This is a genomic window from Mesorhizobium sp. CA5 (assembly GCF_020165105.1).
Lineage (GTDB): Bacteria > Pseudomonadota > Alphaproteobacteria > Rhizobiales > Rhizobiaceae > Mesorhizobium.
This window is the reverse complement of sequence record NZ_JAIUHJ010000027.1, coordinates 19,615-36,550: the sequence shown is the minus strand read 5'-3', so window position 1 is coordinate 36,550 and position 16,936 is coordinate 19,615. Positions and strand designations below refer to the sequence as shown.

14 protein-coding genes are annotated in these 16,936 nt (G+C 61.2%); 11 read left to right on the top strand and 3 right to left on the bottom strand.

Features of this window, described 5'->3' with window-relative positions:
* Window positions 1-57: 57 nt before the first annotated feature.
* The 3 genes from LB529_RS26125 (at window position 58) to LB529_RS26115 (ending at window position 3,445) form a co-directional block, all read left to right on the top strand.
* Complete coding sequence (locus LB529_RS26125; protein ID WP_224712737.1) at window positions 58-1,161, top strand: glycosyltransferase family 9 protein; 1,104 nt, start codon at window positions 58-60, stop codon at window positions 1,159-1,161.
* Between the two features lie 310 nt (window positions 1,162-1,471).
* Window positions 1,472-2,572, top strand: coding sequence for a glycosyltransferase family 9 protein (locus LB529_RS26120; RefSeq protein ID WP_140846208.1), 1,101 nt, complete (start codon window positions 1,472-1,474; stop codon window positions 2,570-2,572).
* Window positions 2,573-2,707: 135 nt separating this feature from the next.
* Window positions 2,708-3,445, top strand: a complete 738-nt coding sequence (locus tag LB529_RS26115) for a polysaccharide deacetylase family protein (RefSeq protein WP_095766799.1) — start codon at window positions 2,708-2,710, stop codon at window positions 3,443-3,445.
* A gap of 83 nt (window positions 3,446-3,528) precedes the next feature.
* Here LB529_RS26115 and LB529_RS26110 read toward each other — a convergent pair whose 3' ends face one another.
* Both LB529_RS26110 and LB529_RS26105 read right to left on the bottom strand, forming a co-directional pair.
* Complete coding sequence (locus LB529_RS26110; protein WP_095766800.1) at window positions 3,529-3,918, bottom strand: DUF427 domain-containing protein; 390 nt, start codon at window positions 3,916-3,918, stop codon at window positions 3,529-3,531.
* Between the two features lie 204 nt (window positions 3,919-4,122).
* The gene (locus tag LB529_RS26105; protein ID WP_095766801.1) at window positions 4,123-4,479 is read right to left on the bottom strand and encodes a hypothetical protein; all 357 of its coding nucleotides are present in this window, start codon (window positions 4,477-4,479) and stop codon (window positions 4,123-4,125) included.
* 189 nt (window positions 4,480-4,668) lie between these two features.
* Between LB529_RS26105 and LB529_RS26100 the strand changes: the two genes are divergently transcribed.
* Window positions 4,669-6,297, top strand: coding sequence for a fatty-acid--CoA ligase (locus tag LB529_RS26100; RefSeq protein WP_224712736.1), 1,629 nt, complete (start codon window positions 4,669-4,671; stop codon window positions 6,295-6,297).
* A gap of 82 nt (window positions 6,298-6,379) precedes the next feature.
* Window positions 6,380-7,165: a DUF1499 domain-containing protein gene (locus LB529_RS26095; protein ID WP_224712735.1), complete on the top strand. Its 786-nt coding sequence runs from the start codon at window positions 6,380-6,382 to the stop codon at window positions 7,163-7,165.
* On the opposite strand, the gene LB529_RS26090 is transcribed toward LB529_RS26095, so the two are convergent.
* Window positions 7,166-8,074, bottom strand: coding sequence for an MBL fold metallo-hydrolase (locus tag LB529_RS26090; RefSeq protein ID WP_224712734.1), 909 nt, complete (start codon window positions 8,072-8,074; stop codon window positions 7,166-7,168).
* Between the two features lie 222 nt (window positions 8,075-8,296).
* Here LB529_RS26090 and LB529_RS26085 point away from each other — a divergent pair, with 222 nt between their 5' ends.
* The 6 genes from LB529_RS26085 to LB529_RS26060 all read left to right on the top strand — a co-directional run bounded on the left by LB529_RS26085 (window position 8,297) and on the right by LB529_RS26060 (window position 16,927).
* A complete protein-coding gene (locus LB529_RS26085; RefSeq protein WP_224526298.1) occupies window positions 8,297-8,887 on the top strand; it encodes a biotin transporter BioY in 591 nt (196 codons plus the stop codon).
* Between the two features lie 221 nt (window positions 8,888-9,108).
* A complete protein-coding gene (gene rfbA, locus LB529_RS26080) occupies window positions 9,109-9,999 on the top strand; it encodes a glucose-1-phosphate thymidylyltransferase RfbA (RefSeq protein WP_224526296.1) in 891 nt (296 codons plus the stop codon).
* On the top strand, window positions 9,992-10,546 hold the full coding sequence (rfbC, locus tag LB529_RS26075; RefSeq protein WP_224632402.1) for a dTDP-4-dehydrorhamnose 3,5-epimerase: 555 nt from the start codon (window positions 9,992-9,994) through the stop codon (window positions 10,544-10,546). Before rfbA ends, rfbC begins: the two co-directional genes overlap by 8 nt.
* Before the next feature lie 14 nt (window positions 10,547-10,560).
* Window positions 10,561-11,721: a dTDP-glucose 4,6-dehydratase gene (gene rfbB, locus LB529_RS26070; protein ID WP_224712757.1), complete on the top strand. Its 1,161-nt coding sequence runs from the start codon at window positions 10,561-10,563 to the stop codon at window positions 11,719-11,721.
* The gene (gene rfbD, locus LB529_RS26065; RefSeq protein WP_224712733.1) at window positions 11,718-12,626 is read left to right on the top strand and encodes a dTDP-4-dehydrorhamnose reductase; all 909 of its coding nucleotides are present in this window, start codon (window positions 11,718-11,720) and stop codon (window positions 12,624-12,626) included. Before rfbB ends, rfbD begins: the two co-directional genes overlap by 4 nt.
* Window positions 12,623-16,927, top strand: coding sequence for a glycosyltransferase (locus tag LB529_RS26060; protein WP_224712732.1), 4,305 nt, complete (start codon window positions 12,623-12,625; stop codon window positions 16,925-16,927). The genes rfbD and LB529_RS26060 overlap by 4 nt, the downstream gene beginning before the upstream one ends.
* The last annotated feature ends 9 nt before the right edge of the window (window positions 16,928-16,936 follow it).

Below are 16,936 nucleotides of genomic sequence, written 5' to 3'. Positions count from 1 at the left end.
TCTCGACATCGTTCCAAGCGACTTTCCGGCACCGAATTTATTTGTGTCGGAAAACCCATGTTGCAGATTTCCCCATCCGTTTACCGATCGATCCTAATCCTGCAGACCAAGTTCATTGGCGACATCGTGCTTGCCTCGGCGTTGGCGAAGAACCTGCAGCTTCAATATCCGGGCGTCAGGATCGTGTTTCTCTGCGAAGCCCATTTCGCCGGCTTCCTGACTGCCCATGGCATAGCTTCCGAGGTCGTCCCCTTCAGCCGTGCCAAGATGCGTGGCTCGCCGCTCGAGCGGGGGCGCGAGCTCTTCCGGATGGTGCGCACGTTGCGGCAGCACCGCTTCGATATGATCGTCGACATCACAGATTCCAAGACCTCGCGGATCATTTCCGGACTGGTCAACGCTCCGGTCAGGGTCGGCTATTTTCCGACGGAGCGGCCTTTGCGCTGGCACGAGCGTCAACCGGCCAACGTCAGGATGAAGCCGTTCGGATTCGGCAAGAAGCACTATCTCTACCGTTATTTGTCTCCGCTGGAGGCGCTGGGCATCGATCTGCGCGTCAGGGCGCCGGCCATCCGGCCGCTGCCCTTCGAGACGACGCGCGTCCTGGCCTTGCTTGCCAGGCACCAGATCCAGCCAAACGCTTTTGTTGCGGTCCATGCCGGAGCAAGCTTCGCGGGGCGGCGGTGGCAGCCGGAACGCTTTGCCGAGACAATCGACAGAATCGTCCGCGAAACCGGCCTGCGCGTGGTCCTGGTCGGCGGTCCGGACGAGGTTGAGGCGACCGACAGGATCATGGCCGCGGCGAAGACGCCCGTCGTCAACCTGGCGGGCACGCTGCGGCTGGAAATGCTGCTGGCGCTGCTCAGGGAGGCGCGGCTGTTTCTCGGCAACGAAAGCGGACCCATGCATATGGCAGCAGCGGCCGGAACGCCGGTCGTCGGCCTGTTCGGCCTGACCAACCCGGTCCTTTGGGCGCCGGTCGGCGTGCCCAGCATTTCGTTGCGGCCATCGATGCCTTGCGACTGCATCGGGGGCGACCTGTGCCGCCGGACCGACCCGAGCAAGGCATGCTGCGTCTGGCGCCTGGAAGTCGATCCAGTGGTGGACGCGGCGCTGGAACTCCTGGCGCGCACCGAGATGGTCCTGGAAGCCGCGGTCTGACATTTGCTGGAATTGCGGACCGCCCGTCGGCCGCGTCCCCCTCTTTGCGCAAGCCAGGGAAAAGTGTGAAACGGTCAGGTCCCGGGACTTCGCCTTAGCCTTGCGTCCGGAATTGCGTCAAAGACGACGAAATAGCGCATTTTTCGCGGTTTCCGAGAAACGGTGAAACGCTCTATCCGCGCGCGAGAGTCCGATGGTCCGCGACCGTGTCGTCTTGTATAAGATCACGTGAAAATGCGCGTGATGGTTCCACATGTCGACATCTCAATCCAGCTTCGCGAACTCCGGTCTGTCCGGAGCTCAGACACCGATGTTGCGGGCTCCCTTTGCAGTCCGCTCGATCCTGATCTTACAGACGAAGCACATTGGCGATCTCGTTCTTGCCTCCGCGCTGGCGAAGAACCTGCAGCTCGAATATTCCGACGCCCGCATCGTCTTCCTCTGCGACGCCCGCTTCGGCGGTCTCCTCACCGCCAACGGCATCGCCTCGGAGGTTGTGACCTTCCGCCGTTCCCATATGCGCGGCACGCCGCTGCTACGCCTGCAGGAACTCGTTCTCACGCTCTTTAAGTTGCGCCGCTACCATTTCGACATGGCCATCGACATCACCGACACCAAGACGTCGCGGTTCATCTTGGGGCTGGTCGGCGCACGGGTTCGCGTGGGGTATCACCCCTCCGAAAGGCCCCTGGGTTGGTTTGCGCGCCAACCTGCCAATGTGAAGGCCAAGCCGTTCGGGTATGGCGAGCAGCACTTTCTCTATCGTTATCTTTCGCCGCTGGAGGCACTTGGCGTGGACTTGCGCGCGCGGGCTCCCGCCTTCCGGCCGCTGCCGTTCGAGACGACGAAAGCCTTGGCGCTGCTGGACAAGCTGCACCTTCGGCCGAACGCCTTTGTCGCGGTGCATGCCGGGGCAAGCTTCCCTGGGCGCCGCTGGCAGCCCGAGCGCTTTGCCGCCGCAATCGATCGGATAGCGGCCGAAACCGGTCTCGACGTCGCCCTGGTCGGCGGCCCGGACGAGAACGAGGTGGCCGAGAAGATTCTGGCGACTGCGAAGACGCCGATCGTCAACCTGGTCGGAGCGCTCCCGCTCGAAACGTTGCCGGCACTGTTCAAGCAGGCGCGGCTGTTTCTCGGCAACGACAGCGGCCCCATGCACATGGCTGCCGCAGTCGGCACTCCCGTCGTCGGCCTGTTCGGCCTGCAGAGCCCGATCCACTGGGGGCCAGTCGGCGCGCCGAGCGTCGCGGTATGCCCGTCCATGCCTTGTGACTGCGTCGGTGGCGACCTGTGCGAACGGCCCGACCCCAACAAGGCATGCTGCGTCTGGCGTCTTGAGGTCGACGCCGTCGTCGAGGCAGCGCTCCAGTTGCTGGCCCGAACCGAGATGCCTCTGGAAGCAGCTGTATAGGCGAAAGCAAATTTTCGCGATTGCTGTTTTTACGCTGTTTGCCGTCCCGATTTTCGCCTAGATGCCGGTCTTCTAGAGACAAGTTTTTGGCGCGGCGCGAAGGATGATGCCGAGCCTGCCGATGTGGAATGAATGATGGGTCTGCTTCGAAACTCCCTTTGCGCGATGGCGCTGTTCGCGGCGTCGGCGGGCAATGCCGCGACGCTGCTCGAACCGACGCTGCATCTGAAGCCGCAGGGCGTTGAAGGCGGCGGTCGCGTCGCCTTGACGCTCGATGCCTGCGGCGGAACGACTGACACAAGGATACTTTCGGCGCTTGTCGACAACAGGATACCGGCGACGATCTTCGTTACCGGCATCTGGCTGAAGCGCAATGCCGAGGCCGTCGAGATCATGCGGGCGCATCCCGACCTGTTCGAGCTGGAAAATCACGGCGGCCGCCACGTTCCGGCGGTCGATACGCCGCGGAAAATCTTCGGCATCCGCAGCGCCGGCAGCCCGGACGCCGTGCAGGCCGAGGTTGAATCCGGCGCCGCCGCCCTGGCCGGCGCGGGCGGCCCTGCGGCAAAATGGTTTCGCGGCGCCACCGCCGAATACAGTCCCTCGGCGATCGCCATGATCCGCAGGCTGGGCTTCAAGATCGCAGGCTTCTCGGTCAATGGCGACGGCGGTTCGCTGCTCGGCGCGAAGGAAACGGCGCGCCGCATCGGCGCCGCCAAGGACGGCGATGTCATCATCGCCCACATCAACCAGCCGACCCATGCCGCCGGCGAGGGCGTGGTTCAGGGCTTGCTGGCCTTGAAGCAGAAGGGCATGACCTTCGTGCGCCTCGACGACGCCGAGGGCGTCGGCAATGACGGCACCACCGATTGAGAGCGTGGTGCGAGGGTGGCGACCGCTGAATTTTGGCGGCCACATCATTCCGAGATCGACCTAAGCGCCCCTCCCTTTACGGCTCAGTCCGGCGTGGCTTCGACCGTCACCTTGTTCGTGTAGAACGCGCCGTGATTGCGGATCTCGACCATTTCGTCGAACGGATGCTCATAAGCCCACATCGCGTTCTCGCCGGCTTCGCCGGCCGGCTGGACGCTCCAGTAGCTGGCATCGCCCTTGTATGGGCAATGTGTCGAATGGTCGGTCGGGGTGAGCTTGCCGAAATCGATATCGTCGAACGGGATGTAGAAGACGGCCGGGTAAGGTGGCTCCGAGAGAACCTTTGCCGCAGTCGATGTGGCGATGATCCTATCGCCGGCGCGGACCGTGACGGTGCCGCGATAAGGTTCGACGGTGATCACCTTGTCCGGGTTGCGCTGGAAGCCGGGGGCTGGATTGGCAAGCTTGTCCATGAATGGTCTCCTGGAGCAATTCTAGAAAAAGTGCGAAGCGGTTTTCCGTCCGGAATTGCGTCAAACAAAGAGAGAGCGTTTCGTTGTTTCCGCGAAACGGTGAAACGTTCTCAGGGGAGACTTACATGTGTCGGGCAGGCGGGTCGCGCAAGCGCGCGTCACGCTTGGCGTCATCACCATTCATTGAACGTCTGCTTCCGGTCGTCAGGCGGCCGTCTTGAAGGCGTCCATGAGGCCGGCATAGGCGGCGGCAATGCCCGCGACCGGATTGGTGCTTCTCGCCGCCGTCTCGACCTTCAGCGCGCCGCCGGTGGTCGGCAGCGTGAGCAGCAGGAACTGACGATTGTCGGCGTTGCCGATGCAGGCCGCGGCGACATGCTCGCCCTCGGCGCCGTTTTCAACGCGCATCTTGAACAGCAGCGTTCCGCCGACGGCCTCCAGCGCACCGCCGACGACTTCGGCAAATTCATCTTCGGAAACGGTTTTGATGTCCGGCGTCAGATCGTCCAGACTTTCGGCAAGCGTGCTTTCGAGGGCTTTTTCGTCGAGCTGCGCGTCCATGCGAATCTCTCCATTCGCCAATCTCACCCAGCCCGTTAACGAAACTTAACGGCGACGATGGCCGGATTATGGCGGTTTTCCCGGTCCTTCGATCCATCCACTGGCTTCGACTTATGGCGGCTGGACAAACCGCCGGTTCGTTTCACAATGCGTGAAACAAATGACGCGAATGCGCAAAGGGAGGAATTGATGCTTGGATTGATGCAGGAATGGCCGCTGCTTTGCCATAAGCTGCTCGACCATGCGGAACGCCAGCACGGCAGCCGGGAGGTCGTGTCGCGTTCGATCGAAGGCCCGATCGTGCGCACCAGCTATGCCGAAATCCATCACCGTTCGCTCAAGGTGGCGCAACGGCTGGAGCGTGACGGCTTCAGGCTCGGCGACCGCATCGCGACCCTTGCCTGGAACACCGCCCGCCATATCGAGGCCTGGTACGGCATCATGGGCATCGGCGCGATCTATCACACGCTCAACCCGAGGCTTTTTCCCGAGCAGATCGCCTGGATCATGAACAACGCCGAGGACAAGGCGATCTTCGTCGACCTGACCTTCGTGCCGATCCTGGAAAAGATCGCCGGCGCGGTCCGATCGCTGCGACGGGTTATCGTGCTGACCGACCTGGCGCATATGCCGCAAACGTCGCTGCCGAACGCCGTCGCTTACGAGGAATGGCTGGCCGAAGCCGACGGCGCCTTCACCTGGAAGACGTTCGACGAGAATACCGCCGCCGGCATGTGCTACACGTCGGGCACGACGGGCGACCCGAAGGGCGTTCTCTACAGCCACCGCTCCAATGTCCTTCACGCCATGATGGCCGCCATGCCCGACGCCATGGGCATGTCCACCCGAGACGTGATCCTGCCGGTCGTGCCGATGTTTCACGCCAATGCCTGGGGGCTCGGCCAGAGCGGGCCGATGATCGGCGCCAAGCTGGTGATGCCGGGCTGCAAGATGGACGGCGCCTCGATCTATGAGCTGCTCGACACCGAAAAGGTGACGCTCAGCGCCGCCGTGCCCACCGTCTGGATGATGCTGCTGCAATATCTGGAGGAGACGGGAAAGGAGCTGCCTTATCTGAAGAAGGTCGTCATCGGCGGGGCGTCCTGTCCGCGCGCCATAACCGCCAAGTTCCAGGACAATTACGGCGTGCAGGTGGTGCATGCCTGGGGCATGACCGAGATGTCGCCCCTGGGCACCCTCTGCACCTTGAAGCCGCAATATGAGGCGCTGACCGGCGAGGCGCGGCTTGACGTGCAGGGGAAGCAGGGTTTTCCCCCCTTCGGCGTCGAGATGAAAGTGACGGACGACGACAACAACGCGCTGCCCTGGGACGGCAAGACCTTCGGACATCTCAAGGTGCGCGGCCCCGCGGTGGCCCGAGCATATTATAGCGGCGCCGGCGCCGAGCAGTTCAACGCCGACGGCTGGTTCGACACCGGCGACGTCGCCCATATCGACGCCAGCGGCTATATGCAGATCACCGATCGCGCCAAGGACGTCATCAAGTCCGGCGGCGAGTGGATATCGACCATCGATCTCGAGAACCTTGCCGTCGGCCATCCGGACGTGGCGGAGGCAGCGGCCATCGGCATCCCGCATTCCAAATGGGGCGAGCGGCCTTTGCTCGTCGTCGTGCGCAAGCCCGGCAAGGAGCCGACCAAGACCGACATCCTCGCCTTCATGAGCGGCAAGGTGGCGAAGTGGTGGATGCCCGACGACGTCGCCTTCGTCGGCGAAATTCCGCACACCGCCACCGGCAAGATCCAGAAGACCAGTTTGCGTGCCCAGTTCAAGGATTACCGCCTGCCGACGGATTGACGAAAAATGTTCGATCTTTCGGCTTCAAGCCGGCGCCAAAAACCTCTAAGTCTCGGTTCGGACTGGGGTAATGCGGCAGACAATGGCTACAATTCCTGAACGGCAGACGTCGAGGGCGGCCGGCTGGTCGCGGCGGATCGGCGCATTTTCGCTCGTCCTTCTGCTGACCCTCGTTGCCGGTTATCGGCTCGATCTCGTCGAGACTCCGCCTTTCCTGTGGGTGCTGGCGCTCGTGGCGCTGCTGGCTGCGCTTGCCCTGTTGCTGGCCGGTCTCGGCCTGGCCAGGGTCTGGAGCTTCGGCGATCGCGGCGGCCGCGATCTCTCCATCGGCGCGCTGCTGGCGCTGCTGGTGCTGGCACCCTACGGCGTCGCCGTCTACTGGGCGACGATCTATCCGCCGCTGCGCGACATCTCGACCGATCTCGACGATCCGCCCGCGTTGGACACCAGCGACCGCACCGCCGACATGAACGAGCTGTCGCCGCCGACCCCGGGCGAACAGGCCCTGCAGGCCGAGGCCTATCCGCTGGTCAGCGGGCGCAGCTACAATCTGCCTTTCGAAACCGTCGTCGACGCTGTCGAAACCGTGCTCGACCGCCGCGACTGGCAGTTGACGGCGCCTTATCCCGACATCAACGGGCAGAGCGAGGCGACGATCAACGCGCTGGCCAGGGGCTTTGTGCTCGGACTGCCGGCCGACGTCGCCATCCGCATCACCGACGACGGCGAGCAGGTCATCGTCGACATGCGCTCGGCCTCGCGCTACGGCCGCTACGACCTCGGCGACAACGCCGCTCGCATCACCGATTTCCTTGGCGAGCTGGACCAGCAAGTCGCCGGGCAGGTCGGCGCGGCGCCGGCTGAGTGATCACGCGGCGGGGCTGAAAATGCCGTCTATAGCCGGATCGCCTTCTGTGGCCACGAGGCCGCGGGCAACCAGATCCTCGAGATGGGCAAGCACCGAAAGACCGGCGGCGCCGTGCAGCCGCGGGTCGGTGTCGCGATAGATCGCCGCGACCATTTCCGCGATCGTCCGGTCTCCGGCGCGGATGCGCTCCAGGATCGCCCTTTCGCGCATCTTGCGATGCGTCTTCAGGCCGCGCATGAAGCTTTGGGGCGTGGCCACAGGTCCGCCGTGGCCAGGCAAAAGCAAGCGATCGTCGCGCGCCAAAAGCTTGTCGAGGGAGCTCATATAGTCGGCCATGGCGCCGTCCGGCGGCGCGACGATCGAGGTCGACCAGGCCATGACATGGTCGGCTGAAAACAGCGTTCCGGTCCCCTCGAGGGCAAACACGGCGTGGTTGGCGGTGTGGCCGGGCGTCAGCACGGTGCGGACGGCCCAGCCGTTGCCCTCAGTCAGCGCATTGTCGGCCAGCACGACATCGGGAACGAAGGCGAGATCGGCGCTGGCGTCGAGCGGATTGACCTCGCCGATGCGCAAGGGGCGCGCCGGCCGATGCGGGCCTTCGGCAAGCGTTGGCGCGCCGGTGCGCTCCTTCAGCCGCGCCGCCAAAGGCGAATGGTCGCGATGGGTGTGGCTGACAAAGATGTGGCTGACCGGTCGGCCGCCGATCGCCTTGAGCAGTGTTTCGAGATGGGCGTCGTCTTCCGGCCCCGGATCGATCACCGCCAGCGTGTCGCTGCCGACGAGATAGCTGTTGGTGCCGTGGAAGGTGAAAGGACCCGGATTTCTTGCGGTGATGCGCAGCACATCCGGCGCAACCGGAACCGCCCGGCCGTAGGCGGGATCGAAGCTGGTGTCGAATTCAAGGGCCATGCCTGCGGGCTCCGTTGCGATGCGGCAAAGTGATTGCCGTCCGATACGGAAGCCAATATAGGAAAATCAATGGATGTCGCCCAAAACTGCGCAGCGGTTTTTGGGAGAACAACATGCATCAAGACAATTTTTAAAGCGCGTCGCCTGAATGCGTTTCTGCGCGATGCGCTTTAAGAGCCAGCTAATCAGCCACCCGGCAAATCAGCCAGAATGGGGAAGACCATGGCAACTGCAACAACGATGCGCCCGCTTGTTTCTCTCACTCTGCCGGATCGGGGTGTTGCCCGGCTGGCGACCCAGCTTTTCCTGGCGCTCGCCGGAACCCTGCTGCTGACGCTTTCGGCCAAGACCAAGGTGGTGCTCGGCCCGGTCGACATCTCGCTGCAGACGCTGGCCGTGCTGTTGATCGCCTCGGCCTTCGGCCTGCGCCTTGCCGTCGCGACGCTCCTTCTCTACCTCGCCGAGGGCGCTTTTGGCCTGCCGGTCTTCCAGGGCACGCCGGAAAAGGGCATCGGCATTGTCTATATGCTGGGCTCGACGGGCGGCTATCTCGCCGGCTTCGTGGTCATGGCGGCGATCGCCGGCTGGGCCGCCGACCGCGGCTGGGACCGCGACCCGTTCAAGTTGTTCGGCGCCATGCTGACGGCCGAGGTCGTCATGATGGCCATGGGCTTTGCCTGGCTGGCCACGCTCATCGGGCCGGAAAAGTCCTGGCAGTTCGGCGTCCTGCCCTTCATCGTCGGCGACCTGATCAAGGTGGCTTTGGCCGCCAGCCTGGTGCCGGCCGTGTGGACATTGCTCAAGCGCGGCTGAGAACAATCGACGAGAAAAGGGCCGGCGGGCGACAAGCGCCCGCCGGCCCTTTTTCATGGCGCTGTCGGATTTCGCTCGAAACCGCCTCCTGTCGGATGATAGAAAGCGATGAAGTAACGTCGGGAAGCAGTCAAAGCCGACATTGACAAGCCAGCGCCCGAAAACTAAGCACGGGCAACTTGGCGTCGAGGCGGGGGCCGCGGTAGTTCAAGGAGAGCTTGTTGAAAGGAATTATCCTTGCGGGTGGCAGCGGAACACGTCTTTATCCGCTAACATTAGCGGTTTCTAAGCAAATACTGCCGATCTACGACAAGCCGATGATCTATTACCCGCTGAGCGTGCTGATGCTCGCGGGAATTCGCCAGATTCTGGTCATTTCAACTCCGCGCGACTTGCCGGTCTTCCAAGCGTTGCTGGGCGACGGTTCCGAATTCGGGCTGGAATTGTCCTATGCCGTGCAGGCGCAGCCCAACGGCCTTGCCGAGGCCTTCATCATCGGCCGCGACTTCATCGGCAAGGATAGCGTGTCGATGATTCTCGGCGACAACATCTATTTCGGCGGTGGCCTGTCGCAGCTCTGCCGCGAGGCGGCGACGCGCGACGGCGGCGCATCGGTCTTCGCCTATTATGTCGACGATCCCGAGCGCTATGGCGTGGTCTCCTTCGACAAGGCCACCGGCAAGGCTCTGACGATCGAGGAGAAGCCGCAAAAGCCGAAGTCCAACTGGGCCGTCACCGGTCTTTATTTCTACGACAACAAGGTAGTCGATATCGCCTCGACGATCCGCCCTTCGGCGCGCGGCGAGCTCGAGATCACCGCGGTCAACAATGTCTATCTCGAGCGTGGCGAGTTGCATGTCCACCGCCTCGGCCGCGGCTATGCCTGGCTGGACACCGGCACGCATGACAGCCTGCTCGAGGCATCGTCTTTCGTGCGCACGATCGAGCATCGCCAGGGCATCAAGATCGCGTGCCCCGAGGAGATTGCGCTGGAGCAGCACTGGATCAGCGCCGACAAGGTGCTGGATCGCGCCGCGCGGCTCGGCAAGAACGAATATGCAGCCTATCTGCGCCGGCGGGTGGCCGATCTGATGGAGGAACGCGGTGCTTGAGGTCAGGCGGCTCGGCCTCGACGGCGTGCTGGAGATCGTGCCGAAGCGGCATGGCGATGCGCGCGGCTTTTTCAGCGAGACCTGGAATGCGGAGCGCTTCGCCGAAGCCGGCATCGACCTCGCTTTCGTGCAGGACAATCACTCCTATTCCGCCGCGGCCGGCGTGCTGCGCGGCCTGCATTACCAACTGCCGCCGCGCGCGCAAGCCAAGCTGCTGCGCGTCATCCGCGGCAGCGTGCTCGACGTCGCGGTCGACATCCGCCGTTCTTCGCCCACTTTCGGCAAATGGGAAGCGCTGGAGATATCGGCCGACAAGGGCAACCAGGTCCTGGTGCCGCAAGGCTTCGCACATGGTTTCGTCACGCTCGTGCCGCATACCGAGGTGCTCTATAAGGTGACCGACACCTATTCGCCCGGGCACGACCGCTCGATCCGCTTCGACGACCCGGCGATCGGCATCGCATGGCCCGAGATCGCGGGCGGCTTCCAGCTTTCGGACAAGGACCGCAACGCGCCGCTGCTGGGCGCGGCGGAGGTGTTCGCGTGAGGAGGGACGGCGGCATGAATTTCCTGGTCACCGGCGGCGCCGGCTTCATCGGCTCGGCCGTGTGCCGGCATCTGTGCGCCAATCCGGCCTACCGCGTCACCAATCTCGACAAGCTCACCTATGCCGGCAACCTCGCCTCGCTGCGGCCGATCGAGAACGCGCATAATTACCGCTTCGAGCACGCCGACATCTGCGACGAGCGCGCGGTGCTGGAGATCCTGCGCCGCGACGATATCGACATCGTCATGAACCTCGCCGCCGAGAGCCATGTCGACCGCTCGATCGACGGTCCAGGTGCCTTCATCGAGACCAACATCGTCGGCACCTACCGCATCCTGAATGCGGCGCTGGAATATTGGCGCGGCCTGTGCGAGGAGCGCAAGGCGGGCTTCCGCTTCCATCATGTCTCGACCGACGAGGTGTTCGGCGACCTGCCTTTCGACGGCGGCATGTTCGTGGAGGAGACGCCCTATGCGCCGTCCTCGCCCTATTCGGCCTCCAAGGCGGCCTCTGACCATCTGGTGCGGGCCTGGCACGAGACCTATGGCCTGCCGGTGGTGCTGTCCAACTGCTCCAACAATTACGGCCCCTATCATTTCCCGGAAAAGCTGATCCCGCTGGTCATCCTCAACGCGCTCGACGAAAAGCCGCTGCCCGTCTACGGCGCCGGCGCCAATGTGCGCGACTGGCTGTTCGTCGAGGATCACGCGCGCGCCCTGGAGCTGGTGGCGACCAGGGGGCGGCCGGGCGAGAGCTACAATGTTGGCGGCAATTCCGAGCGCACCAATCTCGGCGTCGTCGAGGCGATCTGCGATCTTCTCGACCTCAGGCGCCCGCGCGCCGGCGGCAAGCGCCATCGCGAGCTGATCACCTTCGTCACCGACCGCCCCGGCCACGACCGCCGCTATGCGATCGACGCCTCCAAGATCGCGCGCGACCTCGGCTGGGCGCCGCGGGAGGATTTCGACAGCGGCCTGGCAAGGACCGTCGACTGGTATCTCGACAACAAATGGTGGTGGGGGCCGATCCGCGAGCAGCGCTACGACGGCGCGCGGCTGGGCCGGGCTACGGCGCGCCCGGTCGAGAACGCCCCGGTCGGGAACGCCCCGATCGGCAGCGCAAAGACCGAAAATGGCCTGGCCGGGAACGCGGCCGAGGGCAGGGTGACCACGTGAGGCTTGCCGTCACCGGACGCGAAGGCCAGGTCGCCGCAAGCCTGGTCGAGGCGGCGCGGGGCCGCGACGATGTCGAAGTCGTCGCCGTCGGCCGCCCGGCGCTCGACCTTGCGCGACCCGACACGGTGCTCGCGGCCCTTGAAGCGGCAAGGTCCGACATCGTCGTGTCCGCCGCCGCCTACACCGCCGTCGACCAGGCCGAGGACGAGAAGGACCTGGCCTTCGCCGTGAACGCAACCGGCGCCGGCAAGGTGGCCGAAGCGGCGGCAAGGCTCGGCGTTCCCGTCATCCATCTGTCGACCGACTATGTCTTCGACGGCGCCAAGGACGGCGCCTATGTCGAGACCGACCCGACCGCGCCGCTCGGCGTCTACGGCGCCTCCAAGCTCGCCGGCGAAGAGGCGGTCGCCGCGGCCAACCCGCGCCACCTCATCCTGCGCACGGCCTGGGTCTACAGCCCCTTCGGAAGGAACTTCGTCAAGACCATGCTGAGGCTGGCCGCCGACCGCGACGAGATATCGGTCGTCGCAGACCAGTGGGGCAATCCGACCTCGGCGCTCGACATCGCCGACGCGATCCTGCATGCGGCGCCAAAGCTGGTCGACGACAGGAATTTCGCTGCCTTCGGCGTCTACCATCTGGCGGGCGAGGGCGACACCAACTGGAGCGGCTTTGCCCGTCACATCCTCGACACAAGCCAGGCGTTTGGTGGCCCGCACGCGAAAGTGCGCGATATCGCGACGGCGGACTACCCGACCAAGGCCAGGCGCCCGCAAAATTCGCGGCTTTCGAGCGCGAAGTTTGCGGGGACGTTTGGGTGGCAGGCGCCGGGGTGGCGGGAGTCGAGCGAAAATGTGGTTCGGCGGCTGGGGGGCGGCGAGACGAAACAGGCATTGAGTGCATGAACAAGCATCCAGCACCGGAGCAACTGCGCGATGCGAGCGCGCAGTCGGCCGATCAAGCGGCGCCGAAGAAGGGCGCGAAGGCTAAGACCAAGCCGGCGAAGCGCACCTGCATCATGGTGCTCGGTATGCACCGCTCGGGGACGAGCGCGCTCACGAGGGTGCTCAACCTGCTTGGTGCGGAACTGCCGAAGAATTTGCTGGGGGCAAATCCGACAAACCCAACGGGCCACTGGGAACCCTCGCAACTGATCGAGTTGCACGACCAGATGTTGGAAGAGGCGGGCAGCAGGTGGGATGACTGGCGGAGCTTCGATCTCGGCAACTTGCCGAACGCACGAGCCCAATTCTACAGAGCCGAGATCGCACGCCTTGTCGACGAGGAATATGGCGATGCGTCTTTTTTGGTGCTCAAGGAGCCGCGCATCTCACGTTTCGTGCCGCTCTACGCCAGCATTTTAAAGTCGATGAAAATCGACGTACGGTACGTTCTGGCAAGTCGCAATCCGCTTGCGGTCATCGCTTCGCTTGGCAAACGGGATCGCTCAACACCAGGCTTCGGTGCCCTGCTTTGGCTTCGCCATGAACTTGACGCGGAGCGCTCGACGCGGGGTTCGCTGCGTGCGTTCGTTTCCTACGAGGGGATAATGCAGGACTGGCGGCTAAGGCTGGACAGGATTGCGAAGGCGCTTTCGGTTACGTGGCCAAGGCCGATAGAAGAGGCCGCAGCTGAAATTGACGCCCATATATCCCAGGACCATCAACACCATGCGGCGTCTGATGGCGCGCTCTTCGCCGACGAGCGTGTCGCCAACTGGGTCAAAGATGCCTATTCGGCACTCAGGGTTTTGGAGACAGACCCCAATGACCCCGAGGCCATGGAAGTTCTTGATCGCATTAAGTCTGAGTTCGACGCCGTCGCCCCGGTTTTCGGTGAAGCTTTTTTTCCTGAGCTGCAGGCACGACAGCAGGTTCTTTCCGAAGCGCAGGTGGGTTTGCAGCGAACCTTAGAAGACCAAGCGACCAGGGCTGCTCAGCTTGCAGTTGAGATTCAGCAGAAAAACACAGAGATAGCCCGATATGGTCGCCGTCTTGCGGAAGCTCAAGCCGCAATGGATGAGGTAATCGAACGTAACGCCGAAGAGAAAGAGAAACTTAGCTCCAATCTTTCGACGGCTATAGAAGACAATTTAAGATTATCAGAAATGTTGAATAAAGCTAAGTCGGAAATTATTGCGGAGAGAGTTCGAGCGTTGTCGGAACGCCAGAACGGCGCGCTCGAATCTCAGATAACGCAAGAAGATATTTCGGGCCTCTCTGGTGGGAAAAGTGATCCTTTGCGAATAGCCCGGCCGGAGCGAATGAATGCCACTAGGCTTTTCCGGCGCTTACGGCAGTCCCGTACGCATCGTGGCAGCTGGTTTAATGTGGCAAAGGCTATCTATAGCAGGGTAGCTCTGAAAGGGGTAAGGCAGACCACCCTCGATGGGCTCTCCCTTCTTCGCCTTCCAGATGCCCAAATCGCCGAAAATCTTCTTAGGGAAAAAGAAGAGGTGGCATCTCGCCTTAAGCTGTCGACGTTTTCAACGTCCAGTCTTTCCGGTCCGACCATATCCGTGTTGATGCCGGTTTACAGGCCGCCACTCAAGTTTCTGGAGCGGGCGATACTGTCCGTAGTAGCTCAGGAATACCAAAATTGGGAGCTCGTGATAGTCGACGATTGTTCGCAAGACAGTGAAATCACGAACCTCCTGGAGAGGTACGCTTCTCTCGACAATCGGATAAAGGTGAGCGGTCTTCTTGAGAATGGAGGCATATCCGAAGCCACCAATCGCGCGCTAGACCAGTCGTCTGGTCAGTACATTGCCCTCTTGGATCATGATGATCTCCTTACAAAGGATGCGCTTCTGCGTATCGCAGAAGTTATAGTGGAAGATCCTGCTGTCGATTTCCTCTATTCCGACGAGTGCAAGATCGATGCTGATGATCGCCCTGTGGAAATTTTTTGCAAACCGGACTGGAGTCCTCATCTCCTATTCAACTGCATGTATACCGCCCATCTAACTGCGTATCGAAAGAGCCTTGTTCATGAGGTTGGCGGCTTCCGCAGCGAATATGATTTCTCGCAAGACTATGATCTGGCCTTGCGGGTATCAGAGTGCTTCAAGAAAGTCGTGCATATAGAGCGTGTTCTCTACGGTTGGCGAATGATCGAAGGGTCGGCGTCGGTAGGCGGGAAGGACTATGCTCGAATCTCGAATATCGCCGCGCTCGAAGACGCGATGCGGCGCCGAAACTATGGTGGCCAAGCATTAGCTCTGCCATATGCGAACCGAGTTTATCGAGATTCAAGTCTCTTTTCGGAGGTATTTGTATCAATTGTAATCCCATCCGATAGTGCGGAGAATATCAAATCTTCAATAGGTTCAATCTTTAGTAAAACAGATTATGGCCTCTTCGAAATCGTCGTTGTGACGAATACGAAAATAGCGGAAAGTTTATCAAAAGAATATGGAAAAGTTAAATTTTCCGTATTTGATAAAGTGTTTAATTTTTCTGAAAAGTGTAATCAGGGAGCGCGCGATTCGCTCGGAAAGTACATAGTATTCTTTAATGATGATGTTCGGGTGATTTCGAGGGACTGGCTTTCGAGCTTACTGGAGATCGCGACGCTGGAGGGCGTTGGCGTTGTAGGCCCGAAGTTGCTCTATGAGAATGGTTTGATTCAGCATGCGGGAATGGTGACCGGGGTCCGGGGGCTAGTTGGAACTGCGTTTCATTGCCTTCCCGACATGACAGCGGAACATTACAACTTTGCTCAGTCCGTCCGCGATGTGTCTTTAATTTGTGGCGCGTGCTTGATGATAGCTCGTGACATATTTTTCGAGATTGAAGGGTTTGACGACAAGAATTTCCCGATCTCACATTCTGACGTCGATCTGTGCCTTAAGGTAAGAGATAGAGGATACAGCTGCGTTTACTCGCCATATTCACGCTTATACCACATAGGCCATGCATCTATCGGCGAGAAAGAAAAGAAAGACACGAAGCACAAAAAGGATAAAGCTGATATCAACCTTATAAAAAAGTGGACAAACGCGATTAGCCGAGACCCTTTCTACACCAGGAAGATGAAAGGGTTGTTATATCACGACTCGCAGGAGGAATTTCAGGTATATCCTGGAACCAGAGCGGTTAGCCATTTAGATCGCCTGTATAGCACTGGCCGGGATATATTAATAATTTCTCATGATATGACTGAAAGTGGTGCGCCGCGCGTTGTTCTCGATCTAGCTAAGGCGCTTTCAGATGCAGGAAACTTCGTTGTTGTGGCTGCGCCTGCCGACGGCCCGATGCGATCGTATATCAACGAGCTTGGCATAACGGTTATCGTTGATGAACTTCTCCTCGCCCGCCATGAAACCGTTTTCAAGTTCGGCAGGAATTTCGATGCGGTAATCGTGAATACGGTGGTCGGGTGGCCGGTTGTATCTCAGCTTGCCGAAGCGGTACCCACCTTTTGGTATATCCACGAAAGCGAATTCGCGAAGGATCTTTTCTCATCGAATCTAGATGCCAGGCAGGCTCTGGAGAAAGCTGCAGGCGTCTGGGTCGGGAGCCAGATTGCCGGCCGCGCGGTCGAGCCGTTCTTTCGGGACTATTCCGTTGTCCCGTATGGCACGTCGACGATCGGCTCAGTTCCGAAGCTTCTGGAATCGAACGTCAGCGAGACCGACAGAGTCGTCATTTCGGTGCTGGGCTCTTACGAGCCACGCAAGGGGCAGGACTTGGCGATTCTGGCTCTGGATAAGTTGGAGAAGAACACTCGGCTTATGTGTGAGTTGCGATTGGCTGGCCGAATTCTCAACCTGGGATACTACACCCAGATTAACGAGATGGCGGACATTAGAGTGGGTGTTTCGATGGAGGGCGCTCTCAGCCATGCGGAGTACGAGAGGGCGCTGCATGAAACGGACATCCTTCTTGTCTCTTCGCGCGATGACACGCTGCCACTGGTCTCGATCGATGCTCTGCGGTGTGGAAAGATTCTAATATGCTCGACCACCGTCGGGACCGCTGAGTTTATTAAGGATGGCGTCTCCGGTTATGTGGCCGAGGATCCCAGTCCAGCTAATCTCGCGGCTGCCCTCAAACGGGCGATTGGCGAGAGAACAAAATGGCGCGATATCGGAGATGCTGCCAAGGCAGTTTTTGAAGCCCATTTTTCGTCGGAAGCCTTTGCTCGCGAAATCCTGCAGCGTTTGACATCCCGCTTGGACAGAGACGAGAAGCGTGCGGCATGAGCCAGTTTG

What these genes read in the sequence shown, in the direction of transcription:
- LB529_RS26125 (WP_224712737.1), top strand. Translation starts at nt 58, where the DNA reads ATGTTGCAGATTTCCCCATCCGTTTACCGATCGATCCTAATCCTGCAG.
- LB529_RS26120 (WP_140846208.1), top strand. Translation starts at nt 1,472, where the DNA reads ATGTTGCGGGCTCCCTTTGCAGTCCGCTCGATCCTGATCTTACAGACG.
- LB529_RS26115 (WP_095766799.1), top strand. Translation starts at nt 2,708, where the DNA reads ATGGGTCTGCTTCGAAACTCCCTTTGCGCGATGGCGCTGTTCGCGGCG.
- LB529_RS26110 (WP_095766800.1), bottom strand. Translation starts at nt 3,918, where the DNA reads ATGGACAAGCTTGCCAATCCAGCCCCCGGCTTCCAGCGCAACCCGGAC.
- LB529_RS26105 (WP_095766801.1), bottom strand. Translation starts at nt 4,479, where the DNA reads ATGGACGCGCAGCTCGACGAAAAAGCCCTCGAAAGCACGCTTGCCGAA.
- LB529_RS26100 (WP_224712736.1), top strand. Translation starts at nt 4,669, where the DNA reads ATGCTTGGATTGATGCAGGAATGGCCGCTGCTTTGCCATAAGCTGCTC.
- LB529_RS26095 (WP_224712735.1), top strand. Translation starts at nt 6,380, where the DNA reads ATGGCTACAATTCCTGAACGGCAGACGTCGAGGGCGGCCGGCTGGTCG.
- LB529_RS26090 (WP_224712734.1), bottom strand. Translation starts at nt 8,074, where the DNA reads ATGGCCCTTGAATTCGACACCAGCTTCGATCCCGCCTACGGCCGGGCG.
- LB529_RS26085 (WP_224526298.1), top strand. Translation starts at nt 8,297, where the DNA reads ATGGCAACTGCAACAACGATGCGCCCGCTTGTTTCTCTCACTCTGCCG.
- rfbB (WP_224712757.1), top strand. Translation starts at nt 10,561, where the DNA reads ATGAATTTCCTGGTCACCGGCGGCGCCGGCTTCATCGGCTCGGCCGTG.
- LB529_RS26060 (WP_224712732.1), top strand. Translation starts at nt 12,623, where the DNA reads ATGAACAAGCATCCAGCACCGGAGCAACTGCGCGATGCGAGCGCGCAG.